16 protein-coding genes are annotated in these 20,387 nt (G+C 67.8%); 4 read left to right on the top strand and 12 right to left on the bottom strand.

The genetic code is table 11. The features are described 5' to 3' along the window. Window positions 1–148: 148 nt before the first annotated feature. The 4 genes from AX708_RS18975 to AX708_RS18960 form a co-directional block, all read right to left on the bottom strand. Window positions 149–1,060: an alpha/beta hydrolase gene (locus AX708_RS18975; protein ID WP_066528673.1), complete on the bottom strand. Its 912-nt coding sequence runs from the start codon at window positions 1,058–1,060 to the stop codon at window positions 149–151. A 45-nt stretch (window positions 1,061–1,105) separates the two neighbouring features. Continuing rightward, on the bottom strand, window positions 1,106–1,975 hold the full coding sequence (locus tag AX708_RS18970) for an ROK family protein (protein WP_066528667.1): 870 nt from the start codon (window positions 1,973–1,975) through the stop codon (window positions 1,106–1,108). Then, complete coding sequence (locus AX708_RS18965; protein ID WP_082745531.1) at window positions 1,975–3,063, bottom strand: glycoside hydrolase family 68 protein; 1,089 nt, start codon at window positions 3,061–3,063, stop codon at window positions 1,975–1,977. Before AX708_RS18965 ends, AX708_RS18970 begins: the two co-directional genes overlap by 1 nt. A gap of 93 nt (window positions 3,064–3,156) precedes the next feature. Continuing rightward, window positions 3,157–5,568 (bottom strand): TonB-dependent receptor domain-containing protein, encoded by a 2,412-nt coding sequence (locus tag AX708_RS18960; RefSeq protein ID WP_233999681.1) that lies wholly within the window; start codon window positions 5,566–5,568, stop codon window positions 3,157–3,159. Between the two features lie 225 nt (window positions 5,569–5,793). On the opposite strand from AX708_RS18960, the gene AX708_RS18955 reads away from it, so the two are divergent. Together AX708_RS18955 and AX708_RS18950 are read left to right on the top strand one after the other, a co-directional pair. Further along, window positions 5,794–7,122: an MFS transporter gene (locus tag AX708_RS18955; RefSeq protein ID WP_066528691.1), complete on the top strand. Its 1,329-nt coding sequence runs from the start codon at window positions 5,794–5,796 to the stop codon at window positions 7,120–7,122. An 8-nt stretch (window positions 7,123–7,130) separates the two neighbouring features. Then, on the top strand, window positions 7,131–8,162 hold the full coding sequence (locus tag AX708_RS18950; protein ID WP_066528664.1) for a LacI family DNA-binding transcriptional regulator: 1,032 nt from the start codon (window positions 7,131–7,133) through the stop codon (window positions 8,160–8,162). 6 nt (window positions 8,163–8,168) lie between these two features. On the opposite strand, the gene AX708_RS18945 is transcribed toward AX708_RS18950, so the two are convergent. The 8 genes from AX708_RS18945 to AX708_RS18910 form a co-directional block, all read right to left on the bottom strand. After that, window positions 8,169–8,813 (bottom strand): NrsF family protein, encoded by a 645-nt coding sequence (locus tag AX708_RS18945; RefSeq protein WP_066528661.1) that lies wholly within the window; start codon window positions 8,811–8,813, stop codon window positions 8,169–8,171. Window positions 8,814–8,815: 2 nt separating this feature from the next. Continuing rightward, window positions 8,816–9,340 (bottom strand): sigma-70 family RNA polymerase sigma factor, encoded by a 525-nt coding sequence (locus tag AX708_RS18940; RefSeq protein ID WP_066528658.1) that lies wholly within the window; start codon window positions 9,338–9,340, stop codon window positions 8,816–8,818. Between the two features lie 214 nt (window positions 9,341–9,554). Next, the gene (locus tag AX708_RS18935) at window positions 9,555–10,685 is read right to left on the bottom strand and encodes an acyl-CoA dehydrogenase family protein (RefSeq protein WP_066528655.1); all 1,131 of its coding nucleotides are present in this window, start codon (window positions 10,683–10,685) and stop codon (window positions 9,555–9,557) included. Window positions 10,686–10,709: 24 nt separating this feature from the next. Then, complete coding sequence (locus AX708_RS18930) at window positions 10,710–11,906, bottom strand: acyl-CoA dehydrogenase family protein (RefSeq protein ID WP_066528654.1); 1,197 nt, start codon at window positions 11,904–11,906, stop codon at window positions 10,710–10,712. 365 nt (window positions 11,907–12,271) lie between these two features. Next, window positions 12,272–13,360, bottom strand: coding sequence for an LLM class flavin-dependent oxidoreductase (locus tag AX708_RS18925; RefSeq protein WP_066528652.1), 1,089 nt, complete (start codon window positions 13,358–13,360; stop codon window positions 12,272–12,274). Next, window positions 13,361–14,275: an aldo/keto reductase family oxidoreductase gene (locus tag AX708_RS18920; protein ID WP_066528650.1), complete on the bottom strand. Its 915-nt coding sequence runs from the start codon at window positions 14,273–14,275 to the stop codon at window positions 13,361–13,363. 2 nt (window positions 14,276–14,277) lie between these two features. Further along, entirely contained in the window at window positions 14,278–15,282 is a 1,005-nt protein-coding gene (locus AX708_RS18915) for a LacI family DNA-binding transcriptional regulator (RefSeq protein ID WP_066528646.1), read from the bottom strand. Further along, window positions 15,279–17,279 carry an alpha-glucosidase gene (locus AX708_RS18910; protein ID WP_066528643.1) on the bottom strand — a complete coding sequence of 667 codons (2,001 nt, stop codon included), beginning with the start codon at window positions 17,277–17,279 and terminating at the stop codon, window positions 15,279–15,281. The genes AX708_RS18915 and AX708_RS18910 overlap by 4 nt, the downstream gene beginning before the upstream one ends. A gap of 164 nt (window positions 17,280–17,443) precedes the next feature. On the opposite strand from AX708_RS18910, the gene AX708_RS18905 reads away from it, so the two are divergent. Then, a complete protein-coding gene (locus AX708_RS18905; RefSeq protein WP_066528641.1) occupies window positions 17,444–19,759 on the top strand; it encodes a TonB-dependent receptor in 2,316 nt (771 codons plus the stop codon). Between the two features lie 103 nt (window positions 19,760–19,862). After that, a partial coding sequence (locus AX708_RS18900; RefSeq protein WP_156454604.1) for an MFS transporter occupies window positions 19,863–20,387 on the top strand: 525 nt, incomplete at its 3' end.

Raw genomic sequence — 20,387 nt, 5'->3', positions numbered from 1 at the left:
TTCCTACACGCCGGGAAGCTGACAGGCTCGCCTGATGGTGTCCTTCACGCTCTCTCCAGCCCTGCTGAACGGGGGCTGGAGGGGGCAGGCTTTTCCGGCCCTGGACAGTGTCTCATGTGTCTCCAACAGCGCGGGCCGACGCGGCGACTCAGGGCCGCTTCGCCAGCAGCCACCCGAACACCTCGGGCAGGCGTGCGGCCCAGGCGTTCTCCTCGTGCTCGGCGCCCTCGTAGACGCGGCTCTCCCAGTCGCGCCCGCGCTGCCAGCCCGCGACGGTGAAGCGCGCGTCGACGACCTGCTGGTAGGGCGCGTAGAACTGGTCGAGCGTCGCGGTGCCGTGGTCCATCCACACCCGCCGCCCATCGGGCGGGCCGAGCCGCGCAGCGAACCACGCGTCCCACATCTGCGCGACGCCGCTGTCCTCCCCCGCCACGGCGCGCGGATCTACCGCGGGCCAGTGCGAGGAGACGCAGCCCGCCCGCCCGAACACCTTGGGCGCCTCGAGGAAAGCGTAGCAGCTCATCAGCCCGCCCATCGAAGAACCGACGATCGCGGTGTCGTCACGCCCGGTGCGGGTGCGGAAGGATGCGTCGACCCATGCCTTCAGGGGTCCGGCGATCCACGCGAGATAGCGGTCGGAAACCACCGCGCCCCCGGCGGTCGTGTCCATGTGCGCGCGCACCGCAGGCGGCGCGGCGTCATAGGCGCTGCGGGGGAGGTACTGGCGGTAGCGGTCCGGCCCCGGCGCCCAGATGCCGATGATGATGTGCGGTTCGACCTTGCCGGTCTGGACGGCGGCCAGCATCGCTGTGTCAGCGGCCCAGATCTTGTTGAAGTTGCTGTTCTTGACGTCGAACAGGTTGTGCCCGTCATGCATGTAGAGCACCGGAAAGCGCTTGTCCGAGGCATCGTAGCCGGGCGGCAGCCAGATCGAGAGGCGCTGGTCGGGCAGGCCCGCGGCGGCGACGTCGCGGTACTCGATGAGGCGGCCCTTATCCTCGGCAGCCAGCGGCATGGCAAACCCGATCAGCGCGGCGAGCGCGGCAAGCAGTCGGAACATCTGTGTCTCTCCCTCACGCCCTTATCGCGAGGGAAAGCGGGCGGTTCAAGCCTCGGCGGCAGCGCGCGCAGCGAGAAGCATCGCGCCGGTGATGCCGCTGTCGGTGCCGAGGCGCGGGGCGATGATGCGGTGGCGCGCGCCGCCGGGGAGGTAGCCCGCATCGAATTCGCGGGCGCGCGCGGCGATCCTGTCGACGAGGCCGGGGGTCTGCGCCACCCCGCCGCCGATCACCACTTCCTCCACCGCGACGCTCGCGAAGAGCACGTGGCAGGCCTGCGCGATGTAGTCGGCGATGATCGCTTGGGCCGGATGATCGGCGGGAAGCTCGGAGAGCGAGGCGCCCCAGCGCGCCATCACCGCGGGGCCCGCGGCGAGACCCTCGAGGCAGTCGCCATGGTGCGGGCAGGTGCCAGGGAAGTCGCGGTCCTCGGGATGGCGGCGCGGGTAGATATGGCCGACTTCGGGGTGGGCGATGCCGTGGACCGGGCGGCCATCCACCACCAGCCCGCCGCCGATCCCGGTGCCGATGGTGAGATAGGCGAGGCTCCCGCCAACATCGCCGCCCCGCGCGCGGTGCTCGGCGAGCGCGGCGGCGTTGACGTCAGTGTCGAAGCCCACCGGAACGTCCCCGAGCGCAGCGGAAAGGTGGCGGGCGACATCGGTGTCCGCCCAGCCGGGCTTGGGCGTGGTGGTGATGAAGCCCCACTTGGGCGAGGCACGGTCGAGCTCGACGGGTCCGAAGCTCCCGATCCCGAGCGCGGCGAGCGGGCCGTGGCTTCCGAACCACGCCGCCGCCTCGGCGAGCGTCGTCGCCGGATCGCGGGTCGGGATGGTGTGGCGGGCGGTGATGGCATCGGGCGACGGGCCGACCGCGAGGACGAACTTGGTGCCCCCCGCCTCGATCGCAGCCAACATCAGACGGCAGGCTCCAGCGCGAGACCGGCGCTCTCGCCGTCGAGCGTCAGCCGCAGCAGTGCGGCAGGCACGCCGCCAAAGCTGCCATCAGGAAGCACGTCGACAAAGCTGCACACGGTGAGATCCGCATCGACATACCAGCTGTATGTCTGCTGGGGGGCATCCCCGGGGTTGGCGAGCACCAGCCCCGTCCCGTTCAAGGGCCGCCACGGCCCCGCCATGCTGTCAGCCACCATCCCGTAAAGCCCCCCCGGTGCATGGCCCAGACCATCGGCGAAGGTCACGGTCTGGGTCGACCAGAAGGCGTAGTAGCAACCGGCGTGAAACACCAGATGCGCGCGCTCGAGCTCGTTGTTGACGCCCTCGGCATGGATCGCGGGGGGGAGCAGCTCCCACGTGCCGTCGGCGCGCTTACGGGCAAGGCCGAAGGCGCCGTTGAAGGCGCTCGCCGAGCCTGCGAGGCTGGCGGTGAAGGCAAGGTATTCGGTGCCGTCCGCGGGATCGCGGAAGAAGGCCGGATCGCGGAAAGCCTTGATCGTGCCGGGTGCGCCCTCGTGGGCGTCGGCGGGCATGTAGTGCGGCCCGTAGCCGGTGACGAGCGGCGCGGGGGTCGACCACCCGGTCGGCCAGCCGTCCGCGCCCACCGCAGCATGCGCCGCCCACAGCTCCTGCTGGTACCCCCCGGCGCGGGCAGCAGTGCCGGCGGCGGTGAAGAACAGGGTGACGGTGCCGTCATGACAGAGCGCCGCGCCCGCCCACTCGCGCTCGTAGGGGACGCTGACGGCAGGGAGCACCGGGCCGTGGTCGATCCAGTCGCCCTCGCCCACCTGCTCGAGCCAGTGGATCTTCGCCTCGAAGTGCCGGAGCGCGGGATCGCCCCGGTCAGGCGCGGTGAGCGCCATCCACAGCGCGCGCCCGGCCAGCACTACGCGGTGCCCGGCGGCGTCCTGCAACGGCCACATGTCCCAGTAGAGCCGCGCCGGATCGAGCGCCCCGCGCGCCGCCGCGCGCACTGCGGGGATCAGCGCGCCGGCCTCGAGCGGAGGCGCGATCCGGTGCACCTGTTCGGCAGTCCACTGGCTGGTCATCCGCGGCATCGTCCCGTCACGTTACATCACCAAAAAGAAGGGCCGGCCGCCGGGGAGAAGTGGCGGCCAGCCCCTGTGCCACAGGCCCGGTTATCAGAAGTCGAACCGGACCGAAGCAAGCACCGTGCGCCCGGCGATCGAGCGCGCGCGCACCAGGCCGTTGGCCGGGATCGAACCTTCCTCTGCCTCGGTAAAGCCCTCGGCGTTGAACAGGTTCTGCGCGTTGAGGCCGACCTCGATCCGGTCGATCGGACGGAAGGCGACGAAGGCATTGACCTGGGTGTAGGCGGGCAGCTTCAGCAGGTTGCTGTCCTGCGTGTAGCTGTCGGTGGTGCCGACCACGTTGGCGCCGACGGTGAACATGTCGCTCTCGTACTGCGCGGTGGCTTGGTAGACGAGATCGGCCTGGCGCCGCGGGGTGTTGCCGATGGTCGAGGCGTCGAGCGCGTCCTTGATCTCCGAGTCGGTCCAGGTCGCGCCCGCGCTCAGCGAGAACGGCCCTGTGCGGTAGGAGCCCTCGATCTCGATCCCGAAGGCCTCGTAGGTGCTGTCGAACAGCTCGAGCGGGGCGAGTTCGACGTTGGTTTCCTCGGTCTTGGCGAAGAAGCCGGTGGCGTAGAAGCCGATCCCACCCGACTGGTACTTCGCGCCCACTTCGAGCTGGTTGACCGTCGCGATCACGCCCGCATCACCCCCCGGCAGGCTGCCATCGGTGGTGCTGACAGCCGGCGAGAACAGCGAGCGGTCGGCGGTGTGACGCCCGCCGCGGCTGTAGCGCGCGAAGACGCCGAGATCGTCGCTGACGAGGTAGTTCGCCCCCAGCGAGTAGCTGACATAGTCGAAGTCGTAGTTCACCGGACGCGCATTGCCGAGCGGCAGCACGCTGGTCTGCGCTTCGGCCGGGCTGATCGTGCCGTTGCGGTCGAAGTCGAAGCTGCCGACGCCGGTGCCGAAGCCCGTGTCCGAACCGGTGATCGTCCCGCTCGCATCGCCGAAATCGTAGCGGATCGAGGCATCGAGCGTCAGGCGACCGGTCTCGAACGAGAGCGAGGCGAAGGGCGCGTAGGTCGAGTAGTCGACATCATAGGACCGGCGGCAGCAATTGCCGAAGAAGGTCGCGCCGAAACCGACCGCGCCGTTCTGCGTCACGACCTGGCCGCCCGCATTGCGGATGTTGACGAGCACCGCTTGGCCGTCGCCCTGCACGGTCTGGACGTGGCTGGTCCACAGCCAGTCGGTATCGATGGTCTGGCGCGACAGGTAGAAGCCGCTGGTGAAGTTCAGCGTCCCGCCGCCAAGGTCGAATTCCTTGTTCACGCGGAAGTCGTTGGTGACGTTGTCGAGGCTGTTGAGGCGGGTGTTGAACACCACCACGTTGGTGAGCAGCCCGTTGCCGCCGATGGTCGTCGGGTTGGCGACCTGCCCCGCATTCGGCCCGCTCGCGAAGAGGATGGTCGAGCCCGCGCCGCCGATCGAGTTGGCGACCGACTGGGCCGTGCCGGCCCCTGCCGGGAAGGGCGAGAGGAAGCCGCCCGAATTGTCGGCGAAGCGGAAGCGGTTGGTCAGCGTCCAGCCGCCGCCCACGTCGATCTCGGCCTCGATGCCGAAGGCCTTGGACTGGACCGAAAGCCCGTCACGGAAATCGAAGCTGGTCGGGTTGTTGCTCCCGTCGAGGGTCACCGCCTGGCCGAGGAAGGGGCTGTAGAGCGAATCGGTGCGCGGATCGAAGCCGGCAATCGCCTCGTAGTTCGGCGAGCCGTTCGAACCCGTCACCCGCACCGGCTGGGGCAGGATGGTCGGGGTCTTGTCGTCGAGATACTTGGCCGAGAAGCGGATATAGCCGCCTTCGAATTCCTTGGTGATATTGGCCTTGATCTGGCCGCCGTCATAGCCGTTGTAGCCGATGTCGCGCGGGCCCTCGCCGGTGCGGTAGAAGCCGCCGACGTGGAAGTAGAGGTCTTCGCCAAGCGGCGCGCCGTAATCGAAATCGAGGCGGTAGGTCTCGAAGTCGAGGCCGACCGAGCCCTGGATCGCGCCGCCTTCCTGCTTGCCGGTCTTGGAGATGAAGTTGATAACCGCACCCGGCGCGTTGGAGGCGAAGGTCGAGGCCGAGCCGCCGCGCACCGCTTCGACGCGGGCGACCGAGCGGTCGGCGCGCAGGAAGTTGTCGGCGTTGCCGAAAATGATGTCGCCGAATTCGAGCACCGGCAGGCCGTCTTCCTGCAGCTGGATGTAGCGCGCACCGCCGGTTGAGACCGGGATACCGCGCACCGCGATATTGGCGTTGCCCTCGCCGCCCGAGGCTTCCGAGCGGATGCCCGGGATCTGGCGGATGAGGTCGGCCGAGGACGGCGCGTTGAGCTTGGTGATCTCGTCCGCGCCGATGGCGCTGACCGAAACCGAGCTTTCGATCCGGTTCTGCCCGCGCGCGACGGCGGTGACGATGATTTCCTCGCCCTCGACCGTCTCGTCGACGTTGTCCTGGGCAAAGGCGGGGGTGGTCATGAGGGCCGACACGGCGGCACCGGCGCAAAGCGCGTAACGCAATTTCATCATGGGTCTCCTCTCGGGCTCGCGCATCTTCGGGCGCTGGCAGTGCGAGGCCTAAACATCTTGCAAACGTTTGCAACAGGAATCTTGCAAACGTTTGCAAATGACTCGGATTCGTGTCACCTCTCGGCCACAGCGTCGGTTATAAGGCGCGGACGAGAAAATGGGATGAGGCGCAACATGTCGGAAAAGCCGCGGCTTTCGCTGCTCAGAATCATCGAGATGAACATCGGCTTCTTCGGCCTGCAATTCTCCTTCGGGTTGCAGCAGGCAAATATGGGCCCGATCTACGGCTTCCTCGGCGCGGACGAGGCCGCGATGCCGCTGCTCTGGCTGGCCGGCCCGATGACCGGACTTCTCGTCCAGCCGATCGTGGGCGCGATGAGCGACCGGACCAACACCCGCCTCGGCCGTCGCACGCCCTATTTCCTGATAGGCGCGGTGATCTGCTCGCTCGCGCTGTTCGCCATGCCCTTCTCGAGCGCGCTGTGGATGGCGGCCTCGCTGCTGTGGATCCTCGATGCGGGCAACAACATCACGATGGAGCCCTACCGCGCCTATGTCGCCGACCGGCTCGCGCCCGAACAGCGTTCGGTCGGCTTCCTCACCCAGAGCGCCTTCACCGGCCTTGCCCAGACCCTGTCCTATCTCGCGCCTTCGCTGCTGACATATTTCGTGGCGAAGGACGTGCTCGATGCCAACGGCATTCCGGTGATCGTGCGCATCGCCTTCGTGATCGGGGCGATCCTGTCGATCTCGACGATCCTGTGGTCGGTCCTGCGGGTGCGCGAATTGCCGCTGGACGCCGCTGAGAAAGCCGAGCTGGCGGACAAGCCCCTCACCGCGCGCGCGACATTGGCCGAAATCCGCGACGCGATTCGCGAAATGCCGCGCCCGATGCGCCAGCTGGCAGGCGCGATGCTGTGCCAGTGGTACGCGATGTTTGCCTATTGGCAGTACATCACGTTTGTGGTCGGCCGCTCGCTTTACGACACCAGCGACCCCACCAGCGCCGCTTTCCGTGCCGCGACGCTCACCACCCAGCAGGCGGGCGCGTTTTACAACTTCATCGCCTTTTTGGGCGCGCTTGCGCTGATCCCGATCGTCCGGCGCTTCGGCGCGCGGCCGACCCATGCCGCCTGCCTTGCCGCATCGGGCACGGCGATGCTGCTGATCCCGGGCGTCACCACGCCTGCGGCGCTGTTCGTGCTGATGCTCGGCATCGGCATCGGCTGGGCGGGGATGATGGGCAACACCTACGTCATGCTCGCCGACTGCATCCCGCCCGAGCGGAACGGCATCTACATGGGGATCTTCAACCTGTTCATCGTCATCCCCATGCTGATCCAGACGCTGACCATGCCGCTGATCTACCACCCCCTGCTCGGCGGCGATCCGCGTCATGTGCTGATGCTGGGCGGGGCCTTGATGCTGGCGGGCGCCCTCGCTACGCTGCTGGTCGATGCCGGACACCGCAGACCCCGCGAACAGGGGCTCGCCGCCGGCTGAGGGGGCTTATGGCCGGAAGCGAAGACAAGGCGGCGCGCACCACCGTGCGCACCATCACCGATCTGGCGCGGCTCGCCGGGGTCTCGCCCGGCACCGTCTCCCGCGCGCTTGCCGGCAAGAGCCTCGTCAACACCCGGACCCGCGAGAAGATCGAGGCGCTGGCGCGCGAGCACGGCTTCCGCCCCAACCAGATGGCGAGCGGCCTCAGGCGCCAGAAGACCGGGGTGATCGGCGTCGTCATCCCGCTCGGCCACGACATCCGCCAGCAGATCTCCGACAGCTTTTTCATGACCCTGCTGGGCTTCCTCGCCGACGAGCTCACCACCCACGGCTATGACCTGATGCTGCGCCGCGTCGTGCCGGAGAGCGATCCCGACTGGCTCGACCGCTTCATCGGCTCGGGGATGATCGACGGGGTGATCGTGATCGGCCAGTCCGACCAGTTCGAGCGGATCGAGGAGGTCGCCGACGGGTACCGGCCGATGGTGGTGTGGGGCAACCACACCGAAGGCCAGCGGCACTGCGTGGTGGGCACCGACAACCGCCTCGGCGGCCGCCTTGCCGCCGAACGGCTGATCGCGGGCGGCGCGCGAAGGCTGGCTTTCGTGGGCGACACCGGCCCGATGGAATTCGCCGCGCGCTTTGCCGGCGCGCAGGATGTCGCGGCGCGAATGGGGTTGCCGCCGGTGCTGCCGCTCGTCACGCACCTGTCGCCCGACCGCGCGAGCGAGGAGATCGCTCAGCACCTCGTGCAGCACGGCCGCGCCATCGACGGCATCTTCGCCGCGACCGACACGCTCGCCGCGCTGTGCCTCACCGTGTTGCGGGCGCAGGGGCTCGGCGTGCCCGATGACGTCAAGCTGGTCGGCTTCGACGACCTGCCGATCGCACGCCAGACCATCCCTCCGCTCACCACCGTGCGGCAGGACATCGCAGCGGGTGCGCGGGGCCTCGTCGACCTCTTGCTGCGGCGGCTCGGCGGGGAGACGACCGAGAGCCTCGTGCTCCCCCCCGAACTCACGCTGCGCGAGACGGCCTAGGCCCGCTCACCAGCGGATCAGGCGCGGCACCAGAGCGCGGCCGACCAGCCCCATCGCCACCACCGCCGCGCTGTGCCACAACCCGATGTGGACGATGTCGTTGTCGGCACAGTGAAGCGAGGCAGCGAAGATCCCGAAGGCCCCCGCGGCGATCCCCGTCACCAGCCCCGCGCGCTCGGGCGAGGTCGGCGCGCCGCGGCGCAGCCACAGCACCAGCAGCGCGAAGACCAGCAGCGAGGACGCGCTGCCGCCCGCAAGGCACTCGGCCCCGTGACGCATGACTTCGGGCGAGAGCGTCTCGGCCCCGCGCGCGAGCGCCACGATCACTCCGGCCAGCGGCAGGAACCCAGCCATCGCCGCCGCCCAGCGCCACCCGCCGTGATCATTGCCGACCTGCGGGCGGCTCATCACCACCACCGTCACCGTCGCCGCAAGGGCAAGGCCGAGGAACAGGCCGGTCGAGACCAGCTGCATCGGATCGAGGTGCCCCGCCAGCCACTCGGCGCGCAGGCCATAGACGGCGACCACCGCCACCACCGTCACCGCCGCCGCGACCAGCGCGAGCGCCACACCCTCGCCGAAGCGCAGCGGCTTCACCGGTTCAAGCCCGTCGACCAGCTCGGCGATCAGGGCGTCGGAATCTGCGCGCATTGTCATTCTTTCTCGATCAGGGCGGCCAGCTTCTTGAGGCCGCGGTGGATGTTGACCTTGACGAGGCTCTCGCTCTGCCCCGTAGCAGCGGAGGCCTCGGCGATGCTCAGGCCCTCGATCTTGACCAGCGCAATGGCGCGTTCCTGCGCCGGGGGCAGCAGGCCGAGCAGCCGGTCGAGGCTGATGCGCGCGGCGATGCCGGGCTCCTCGTCGGAGCCGACCAGCTCCTCGTGCAGCTCGTGCTCGTCGGCGCGGTAGAGGCGGCGCAGGTGATCGACCCAGCGGTAGCGCGCGATCGCCGCGAGCCAGGGGAGGAAGGGCCGGGTCGCATCCCACGAGGCGCGCTTGGTGTGGAGCGCGATCAACGTCTCCTGCACCAGATCGTCGAGGCTCGAAGGCGCGACGCGGCGGCTGTAATAGCTGCGCAGCCAGCGCTGGCAGCTTTCGAGCAGCGTCGCATAGGCCTGCTTGTCGCCCTGCTGCGACAGGCGCATCAGCCGCGCGAGGGCCGCCTCGTCGGCCCTCATGCGCGCCTCGCCGGCTTGTGGTCACTGATCATGCCGCGTCCCCTATGCTTGGCCCGCGTCCCGGTGTCAGCGGCTGTTCGCGGGCAATGTGGCAAGGGTTACACAGGCCGGAAAAATCTCCCCGCGTCTTTCGCGAAAGACGGGGCACCGACACGAAAAGGCCCTGCGCTCGCTTGCGGCGAGCGCAGGGCCTGTTTCTTCATCTTCAGCTTTCTCAGCTCAGAGCGACGTGACGCTTCAGGTGGTGGTCGACATTGCCGAACTCGCTGTCGAAGATCGTCAACCGCTTGAAATAGTGGCCGATGGCATATTCGTCGGTCACGCCGTTGCCGCCGTGGATCTGCACCGCTTCCTGCCCGATCAGCCGCGCCGACTGGCCGACGCCGACCTTCGCGGCCGAGACCGCCAGCTTGCGGGTCTTCTCATCCGACCCGAGCCGGAGCGTCGCCAGATAGGTCAGCGAGACGGCCTGCTCGTAGGCGGTGTACATGTCGACCATGCGGTGCTGGAGCACCTGGAAGGAGCCGATCGGCACGCCGAACTGCTTGCGCTGGCGGCTGTACTCAACGGTCATCGCGTGGGCGACCTTCATCGCCCCGCAGGCCTCGGCGCAGAGCGCGGCGATGGCTTCGTCGGTGACCAGCTCGATCAGCGCCAGCCCCTCGCCCTCGGCCCCGATCAGCGCCTCGGCGCCGACCGCAGCGTTCTCGAAATAGACTTCCGAGGCGCGGCGGCCATCCACGGTCACGTAGTCGCGGGTGGTGACGCCGGGCGTGTCCTTGGCCAGCACGAAGACCGAGACGCCGCTGCGATCCCGCCGCTCGCCGCCGGTGCGGGCGGTGACGACGAGGTGGCTCGCCCAGGGCGCGCCGATGACGACCGCCTTGTGGCCGTTGAGCACATAGCCCGCGCCGTCCTTCTTCGCGGTGGTCTCGAGGTCGGCATAGTCATAGCGGCCCTTCGGCTCGGCATAGGCGAAGGCGAAGACCGCGCTGCCCGAAACGATCGCGCCGATATGCTCTTCCTTCTGCGCCGTGGTGCCGCCGTGCTTGAGGAAGCCCCCTGCGCAGACCACGGTGGGGAGGAAGGGTTCGATCACCAGACCCTTGCCGAATTCCTCCATGATGACCATCGCATCGACCGCGCCGCCGCCGAAGCCGCCGTCGGCTTCGGAGAAGGGCATCCCGAGGATGCCCAGCTCGGCGAGCTGCGCCCACACCTCGGGCCGCCAACCGGCCTGCGAGGCAATCGCCTTGCGGCGCTCCTCGAAGCCGTATTGCTCACGCACCAGCCGCGAGAGGCCGTCGCGCACCATGCCCTGTTCTTCGGTGAAGTTGAAATCCACGAATTCTCTCCCGTCGCTCGGATCTTACAGGCCGAGGATCATCTTGGTGATGATGTTGCGCTGGATCTCGTTCGATCCGCCATAGATGCTGGTCTTGCGCATGTTGAAGTAGGTCGCCGCCGCGTGCTGGGCATAGTCGGGGCCGACCGGGTGCTCGTTCGAGCCGTTGTCGTTCGACACCCCGCCCATGTAGGGCGCGCTGTAGGTGCCGACCGCTTCCAGCGTCAGTTCGGTCAGGCGCTGCTGGATCTCGGTGCCCTTGATCTTGAGGATCGAGCTTTCCGGCCCCGGCCCCTTGCCCGCCTGCTCGCCCGCAAGGGTGCGCAGTTCGGTGATTTCCAGCGCGGCGAGGTCGATCTCGAGCTGGCTGACCTTCTTGGCGAAGTCGAAATCCTTGATCAGCGGCTGGCCGTCGAGGGTTTCATGCGTGGCGATCTCGCGCAGCTTTTCCACGCCGCGCTTGGAGCGCGCGACACCCGCGATCCCCGAGCGTTCGTGGGCGAGCAGGAACTTGGCGTATGTCCAGCCCTTGTTCTCGACGCCGACGAGGTTCTCAACCGGCACGCGCACGTCGGTCAGCCAGGTCTCGTTGACCTCGTAACCGCCGTCCAGAAGCTTGATCGGCTTCACTTCCACACCCGGCGTCTTCATGTCGACGAGGATGAAGCTGATCCCTTCCTGCTGCTTGGCAGTCGGATCGGTGCGGCACAGGAAGAAGCCCCAGTCGGCGTGCTGGGCGAGGGTCGTCCAGGTCTTCTGGCCGTTGATGACGTAGTGATCGCCATCCCGCACCGCGGTGGTCTTGAGGCTGGCAAGGTCGGAGCCCGCGCCCGGCTCGGAATAGCCCTGGCACCACCACACCTCGCCGCTGCGGATGCCGGGGAGGTGGCGGGCCTTCTGCTCTTCCGAACCGAAGGTGTAGATGACGGGGCCGACCATCGAGACGCCGAAGGGCAGCGGCATCAGCGCATTCACACGGGCGTTCTCTTCCGACCAGATGTAGCGCTGGGTCGGGGTCCAGCCGGTGCCGCCGTATTCCACGGGCCATGCCGGAACCGACCAGCCTTTTGCCCCGAGGATCTTGTGCCACGCGACGAAGTCCTCGCGGGCCATGTCCTCGCGCATGCCGAAATCGGCGAGGTGCTTGGGATAGTTCTCGGCGATGAAGGCGCGCACTTCGTCACGGAAGGCCTGCTCTTCGGGGGTGAATTCGAGGTTCATGGGGTCTCTCTCCGACTTGCGTTTTGCCGCGTTGAGATACGCTTTGTCACGGCGCGCGGACGCGGAAAAGAGGCAATTGCGCAAGGGCGCGCCGCCGTAGCGGCAAGGGGCTTGGCGAAGGGCTGCCAGAGGCGCGAATCGGGGTGGTCTGCGCGCGGATTTTCCTACAGCCGGTGGGCGCGCTATGGACTCGGACAGCTCTTTCGCATCGTCCGCCCCCAGATCGCCACCGCCCCTGCGCGGATGAAAACGCAATGCCAACTGTCAACTTCGGTTTTGCGCGGCATACACATGAAATCACAGGGTAATTCCTGTAGGAATGCGAAGGTTACAGTGTCAACTTTGTAAACTTCGCCTCCCGTCCCTCACATCTCCAGCGGGCCATGCTGGATATGCGGCAGCACATGGCGCGCGAAAAGATCGGCTTCCTGCATGTGCGGGTAGCCCGAGAGGATGAAGGCCTCGATCCCCTCGGCCTGATAGGCGCGCAGCTTGGCGAGCACCTGATCGGGCGTGCCGACGATCGCCGCCCCGCAGCCCGAGCGGGCACGGCCGATGCCGGTCCACAGGTTCTCCTCGACAAAGCCGTCGCCATCCGCCGCCCCGCGCAGTTCCTGCTGACGCTGGACGCCGTAGTTCTTGGCATCGAGGCTCTTCTCGCGGATCGCCCGGCCCGCCTCGTCGTCGAGCTTGGACAGCAGGCGGTCCGCATAGGCGCGCGCCTCGTCCTCGGTCTCGCGCACGATCACGTGGACGCGGTAGCCGAACTTCAAGGTACGCCCGTAGTTGGCGGCGCGCGCCTTGAGGTCGGCGATGTTCTCGCGGACCTTGTCCATCGTGTCGGGCCACATCAGGTAGACGTCCGCCGCCTCGGCCGCACATTCGCGCGCTTCGTGGCTGAGGCCGCCGAAGTAGAACGGCGGGCACTTGCCCGAGAGCGTCGCGATGCGCGGCGGATCGAGCTTCAATTTGTAGAACTCGCCGTCGAAGTCGAGGTGCTCGCCGTTCAGAAGCGTGCGGACGATCTTCATGATCTCGGTCCCGCGGCGGTAGCGCGGGCCGCTCTCGATCTTCTCGCCCGGCATGTCCGAGGAGATGATGTTGACGTTGAGCCGCCCGCCGGTGCCGGCCGCGTTGGGGCCGAGGATGCGGTCCAATGTCGCGATCCTGCGCGCGAGTTGCGGCGGCCAGTCCTCGCCCATGCGGGTCGCCCAGAGGAGCTTGATGCGCTTGACCTGCGTGGCGACGGCGGCGGCGAAGATCGTGGTGTCGACCCCGAGCTGGTAGCCCGAGGGCAGCAGGATGTTGTCGAACCCGCCCTCTTCCGCGCGCAGCACGAGGTTGCGGCAATGCTCCCAGCTCGATTGCAAATAGGGATCGGGGACGCCGAGGAACTCGTAGTCATCGTCGCACAGCGCGGAGAACCACGCGATTTCGCATTGCTGTTCAGTCATTTAGGGAAGCCTCTCTCCACGCGCGGCGACCAGCACCGCGTACCAATCCGTCCGGGTCCAGCGGACCTTCAGCGCCTCGGCCCCCTCGGCGATCCGCGCAGGGTTCTGCGAGCCGATGATCGGGATGATCCCGGCCGGATGCGCCATCAGCCAGCTATAGGCCGCAACGGTGCGCGAGACGCCTTGCGCCTCGGCCACCGCATCGAGCGCGGCCACCACCGCCTTGTCGCGCGGGCTCTCGGGCGCGGCGAGCCGCCCACCGCCGAGCGGTGACCAGGCCAGTGGCGTGAGGCCCAGCATCATCGCCTGATCGAGCTCGCCGTTCTCGAAGCAGGTGATCCTGAGCGGGCTGATCTCCGGCTGGGTCGCGACCAGCTTGCCCTCGAGGAAGTGCTGGAGCGCGGCGATCTGCGCCTGCGTGAAGTTGGAGACGCCGAGCGTCCTGATCTTGCCGCTCGCCACCGCATCGTCGAGCACGCGGGCGACCTCCTGCGGGTGCGCGAGGATATCGGGACGATGGATCTGCCACAGGTCGACCGAGTCCACCTTCAGGCGGCGCAGCGAATTGTCGATGGCCTTGGCGAGGTAGGCCGGGCTCTGGTCATAGGGCAGCGGCGGGAGGATCCCGCCCTTGGTCGCCAGCACCATGCGGTCGCGCAATGCCGGCTCGGCGGCGAGCACCTCGCCCAGCAGCGCCTCGGCATCGCCGAAGCCGCCGGTGCCGTCGAAGCCATAGATATCGGCGGTGTCGAGGAAGGTGATCCCGGCATCGAGCGCCGCGTGGACCAGCCTGGCCGCGTCGGCGGCGGTGCGGCCGTTCTCGGCGAGGCGCCACATCCCCCAGGCGATGGGCGACACCTCGATATCGCTCGCGCCGAGGCGGCGGGTTGCGGGCGGCAGGGGCAGTTCACTCATGGTCAGTTCCTCTTTGGGGGCGCGGCCGAGGCGCGCTCGACGAGTTCGTGGGGCAGGCGCTTGTGGGTGATGTCCCCGCCCGCGATCAGGATTTGCGTTGCCGTGCGGGCGAGGTCCGCCATCGGCTGGCGGATAGTGGTGAGCGGCGGCCACACGGTGCGCGCCAGCGTGGTGTCGTCGAAGCCCGCGACCGAGAGCTCGTCGGGGACCTTGATCCCGCGATCATGCGCCACCGCTAGCACGCCCGCCGCCATGTCGTCGTTCGAGGCGAAGATCGCGGTCGGCCGGGCGGGCTGGTCGAGCAGGGCCTTCGCGCCGCGCACGCCGGAGTCGAAATCGAACTCCCCGTCGACCACGAGGCTGGGCTCGAACGGGATGCCGACCCGGTCGAGCGCGCGGCGGTAGCCGAACAGGCGGTCGTCGGAGGCCATGTGGTTGGTGTGGCCCTTGATGAAGCCGATGCGGCGGTGGCCGGCGTTGATCAGGTGGGTGGTCATGTCGTCGGCCGCCTGCGCGTCGTCCATGAACACCGAGGAGGTGAGCGCGTGGTTGGTCCCCGGCGAGATGCGCACGAAGGGCACGTCCATCGTCTCCAGCGCGCGCAGAACGGGGTCGCAGTCGGTGACGGGGGAGGAGAGGATGATGCCATCCACGTGGGTCTCGCTGACGAGCCCGCGCACCTGCTCGCCGACGCGCGGATCGGCGACGTCGACCGGCTGGACGAGCAGGCGGATGCCGCTCTCGTGGCACACGTCCCAGCAGCCCTTCTGGATCTGGAACATGTAGTAGGGGCTGTGATTGTCGTAGATCAGCGCGACCTGCCCCGACTTCGCGCCCGAGAGGATGCGGGCCGCCACGGAAGGCCGGTAATCGAGCTCGGCCATCGCCTGCTCGACCCGCGCGCGCAGTTCGGCGCTCACGTAAGGATGGCCGTTCATCACCCGGCTGACGGTCTTGACCGCCACGCCCGCGCGGGCGGCGACGTCCCGGATATTGGCTCGGCTCATCGGGCGATCTCCCTGAACAGGGCTGCGAAGGTGCTGTCTGGGCGGTAGAAGACCGGCGGCTGGCCGATGGGTGCGGGCACTTCGTGCCAGCCGGGGCCGTAGTCCCGTCCGCTCCACAGGTGCCGCCATTCTCCCTGCGGCAGATAGACGCGGCGCTCGGCCGCTCCCGCTTCGATCACCGGTGCTACCATGAGGTCCGCACCATAGAGGTACTGGTCCTGGATCGTGAAGGTCTCGCGGTCGTCGGGATAATGGAGGAACAGCGCCCGCTGCGCCGGAAGGCCGGTCTTGCCGGCTTCGATGACGACAAAGGTTGTGTACGGCGTAAGCGCCGCATGGACACGGCTCCAGCGCACGAAGCCCTCGATCAGCGCGGGGGTGGAGTCGATCTGCAAGTTCTCGTCCGGCCGGTTGCCCTCGTGGGTGCGCATCACGGGCGAGAAGGCGCCCAGCTCGTACCAGCGCAGCATCAGCTCCTCGGTCCGGACATTGCCGAAGAGGCTGGTGTAGCCGCCGACATCGGAATGACTGAAGGCATTGCCGACAAGGCCCGATGAGAGCGCGGCGGTGATGACCGTGCCGATGCCGTCGTGGCGGCTGAAATCGACCGACTGGTCGCCCGCCCACAGCAGCGGGCAGTGCGCCTGCACGCCCGTGTAGCCCGCGCGCATGAACCACATCACCTTGCCAGTCTTGCCGCGCGAGGCGACAGCGCGCGCGTTCACTTCGGCCCAGCGCACCGGCCAGCGGTTGTGCTCCTGCATCGGGTCGCCATCGTGGAGCCTGAGGTCGGTGGGCAGATACTCGCCGAAGTCGGCCATCCAGCCACTAAGGCCGAAATCGAGCATCCGCTTGCCGATCACCTCCTCGGCGAACCAGTCGGCGGCGGCGGGGTTGGTGAAGTCGACCACGCCCGCATGGAACTCGCCGAAGTCGACGAGGTAGGGGGCATCGCTGTCCAGCTCGCGGGCGAAATAGCCCTTGGCGGCGGCCTCGGGGAACAGCGGGCCGTCGACCGCGAGATAGGGGTTCACATAGCCGAGGAAGCGGATGCCGCGGGCCTTCAGGGCGGCAATCCGCGCGGGAAGATCGGGGTAGCGTTCTGCGTTCCACTGCCAGTCCCAGAACAGCCGCCGACCGAAGCTGGTCTCGCGGATGCCGACCCAGTCCTCGCACCACAGGCCGGAGACGGCGGCGCCCGCGTCGATCAGCCTTTCCAATCGCTCGAACGAGGCCTCGCCCTGCTTGAGGCCGACGATCGCGCCCGCGACCGCGAATGTCGGTAGCGTCCGGTTGGGGGAAAGGCCGGGCCCGAAGCGCGCGCCCAGCTGGCGCGCGAGTTCGGCAGGCGCGCCTTCGAACATGTCGATGACGACTTCGCCCGACCACACATGGATGCGCAATCGGCCGTCCTCGCGCGCGTCGAATTCGGCATATTCGCTGTTCGCGAGGCTCAGCGCCCAGCCGCCCGAGCACAGCACCGTGGGCTCGGGATAGTTGGTGGTCCAGTAGTCGCCGCCCGCAAAGCTGCCGTCGGCGCTCGCCTGATCGGTGAGCGGCGTGCCGGGTTCGCGGCCCACGCCCGGCTCGCTGGTCCACAGCGGGAAATGGCGGCCATTGAGTGCGAGGTAGCTCATCTGCTCTCCCCCGCCCCACAGCACATCGTCGGGAGCCAACGCGAGGTCGAGCGTGATGCGATCATGGCCCGAAAGCGATTTGAGTGTCAGCCGCGATGCATCCGGCGCAAGCGTGAGGCCGAGTCTGGCGCTGTCATCCACGCTCGAGAGCACCACCGCGCCGCCCGCATCCACTTCTGCCCGGCACAGTGGCTTCGCTGCCACAGCATCGTCCGAAAGGCGGAAATTGCCACGCACCATCGTGACTTGCGGCGCGCCCGAAGCCACGGAAATCGCTGGACAATCGGGAGCATGGCGGAGGATCGTCCGGCCTGCCAGCCGCAACGCAACACCCCCCGCTTCTGGCTCCAGCCGCACCATGCCTGACCTGTATCCTTGTCCCGACCTGTCCCTTGGCCCGCTCTGACACCGCTTGACAGAATGCAGCGGAAAGCGCAACCCGACAGGCCAAAGATCGACCGCACGGGCGGACATCTGATTTGTCCGCCCGAAAGAATCGATCACGTCCAGAGGGGAGAAACACAATGTCGGCCACCACCCGCATCGCCATGAAGGCGCTGGCCCTGTCCGCCAGCTCGCTCGCCTTCGCCACCGCCGCTCCGGCGCTGGCGCAGGTCGAGGAAATCATCGTTACCGCCCAGAAGGTCGAGGAAAACGTCCAGGACGTGCCGATCGCGATTGCCGCGGTTTCCGGGGATCGGCTCCAGCAGGCGGGGGTCATCAGCCTCGAGAACATCTCGACCGTCGTCCCCTCGGTGACCTTCCGCAAGGGCACCACCAGCGCCAACAGCGCGATCGTGATGCGCGGCGTGGGCACGATCACCTTCTCGGTCGCGGCCGAGCCGTCTGTGTCCACCGTTGTCGATGGCGTGGTGCTGAGCCGTTCGGGCCAGGCCTTCGCCGACCTCATCGATATCCAGCGCCTCGAAGTGCTGCGCGGCCCGCAGGGCACGCTGTTCGGCCGCAACGCCAGCGCGGGCCTTGTCAACATCGTCTCCAAGGGCGGCACCGACACGCTCGAGGCCGAATTCAACGCTGACTGGTTCGAGGGCGAGGAATACCGCCTGCGCGCCGCGATCAGCGGCCCGATCGCCGAGAACCTCAGCGCCCGCCTGACCGGCTTCTACGGCACCTTCGATGGCAACATCACCAATATCTTCGGCGGCCGGAACAACACGGTCAACGGCTACGAGCGTTACGGCCTGCGCGGCATCGTCGATTACGACGACGGCCCCAACAAGGTCCGCCTGATCGCCGATTACTACGAGGCTGACGACGATTGCTGCGTCGATGTCACCGGCGCCAGCCGCGGCGCGGTACAGGACGCGCTGCTCGCGCTGCCCGGCGGCGTGGCGCTGGGCGAGAACCAGCGCTTCATCAACAACGACCTCGTCACCGCCACTCAGGACCAGCAGTGGAGCCTGACCGCAACCGGCGATTTCGACATCACCGACACCCACACGCTGAGCGTGGTGCTGGGTTACCGCAACTGGGAGAACACCGAAATCCGCGAAGGCGACTTTCTGCCGCGCGCGATCGTCGGCGCGGGCCAGCTGCATGACAACGGCACGGTCAATACCGAGCAGGTCTCGGCCGAGATCCGCCTCGCTTCGGACCAGTCCAAGCCCTTCTACTACCAGGTCGGCGGGTTCATCTGGCAATCCGACAACACGCAGGACTTCACCCGCCGCGGCGTGACTTGCGCCAGTTCGACCCTCGCGGCGCTGCCGGGCGGGGCGATCCCGTGCAATCTTGCCGACACCGTCAACACGCTGTTCCCCTTCGCCACCTCGCGCAGCGATGTGCGTTCGAACAACTATGCGCTGTTCGGCCAGGCGACCTACGAGATCACCGAGCAGCTCTCGCTGACCGGCGGCCTGCGCTACACCTGGGACAAGCTTGAGTTCACCCACACCCGTGCGCCCGCGCAGAACGCCACCAACGGCGCGCCTGTCGCCGGACCCGGCACCAACCTCAACCCGGCCGGCGGCCTGATCGCCAACGGCGGCAACGGCACCAACACCAGCCGCGGATCGACCGACACCGGCAACCTTTCGGGCCGCGCGGCGATCCAGTTCAAGCCGACCGAGGACATCATGCTCTACGGGTCCTACACCCGCGGCTACAAGGGTCCGGCCTTCAACGTGTTCTTCAACCACACCGCCCCGAACAACGCGGTGCCCATCGACGAGGAGCTGTCGGACAGCTTCGAAATCGGGGTGAAGTCGCAGTTCCTCGACAAGCGCGTGCAGCTCAATGTGGCGGCCTTCACGGTCGAGTATGACGGGTTCCAGGCGAACAACTTCATCGTGGTGAACGGCTTCACGATCTCGAACCTGACCAACGCGGGCACGGTGAAGAGCGAAGGCTTCGAAGCCGATCTCGTCGCCAACCCGATCGACGGACTCAACCTGCGCGCCAGCGCGGCCTATGCCGACGCGCGGGTGAAGGAATTCAACCCCAACCCCACCACCGGCGCGGCGGACGCGCGCAACGGCACCGTGTTGCCGCTCGCCCCGCGGTTCGTCTACACCATCGGCGGGGATTACACCCGTGATCTGGGCGGGGTGACGCTGTACCTCAACACCGATTACCGCCACACCAGCACGCAATATTCGGACCTTGGCCAACAGGCTGCGACCCGGATCGACCCCTACGGCATCTGGAACGCCTCGCTCGGCTTCTCGGACCCGGACGACAAGTACCGCGTGACCTTCCACGCCCGCAACATCGCGGACGAGAGCTACGTGCTGCTCAACATCGAGAACGGCCGCCGCCTGCAGATCCCGCGCGATGCGGACCGCTATTTCGGCGTGTCCCTGCGCGTCCGGACGTTCTGATCCGCGGGGCAGCGTGAACAACAACAGGGGCCGTCGGACCGATCCGGCGGCCCCTTTCGTCTCGCGCTTGCCTGCCCGTGACTGCCCCTAGTAGGAAACCGTGATGGCCGCTGCCGACCACTCTCCCATTGCTGCGCGCCTGCGCTGGAGCCTGTTCACGGTGCTGTGCATCGCGGGGGTGTTCAACGCGATGGACCGGCCGATCATCGCGATCCTCAAGCCCGACATGATGAAGGATTTCGGCTGGAGCGACACGGACTTCGGCAATCTGGCCGCGGTCACGCAGTTCTCGGCCGCCTTTGCTTTCCTCGCCACCGGCTGGCTGGTGGACCGGCTGAGCGTCAACCGCGCGATGCAGGTCGGCGCAGCCTCGTGGAGCCTTGCCGCCATGGCACATGGGTGGGCGATGAGCACCTGGCAGGTGGTCGCCGCGCGCGTCGGCCTGGGCGTGACCGAGGCGGTCCAGACGCCGCTCACCATCAAGACCGTCGCAACCCTGTTCCCGCCCGACCAGCGCAGCTTCGCCTTCGGCTTTGCGACCATGCTCGCAGGCGCGGGGACGATCGCGATGCCTTTCGTGATCCCGGCGCTGGCGGTGGCGGTGGGCTGGCGGGGGGCGCTGGTGGCG

This window comes from Erythrobacter sp. CCH5-A1, from assembly GCF_001557115.1.
In the GTDB taxonomy this organism is placed as follows: Bacteria; Pseudomonadota; Alphaproteobacteria; order Sphingomonadales; family Sphingomonadaceae; genus Erythrobacter.
The sequence above is the reverse complement of the archived record's forward strand: the minus strand, read 5'-3'. Positions and strand labels throughout refer to the sequence as shown.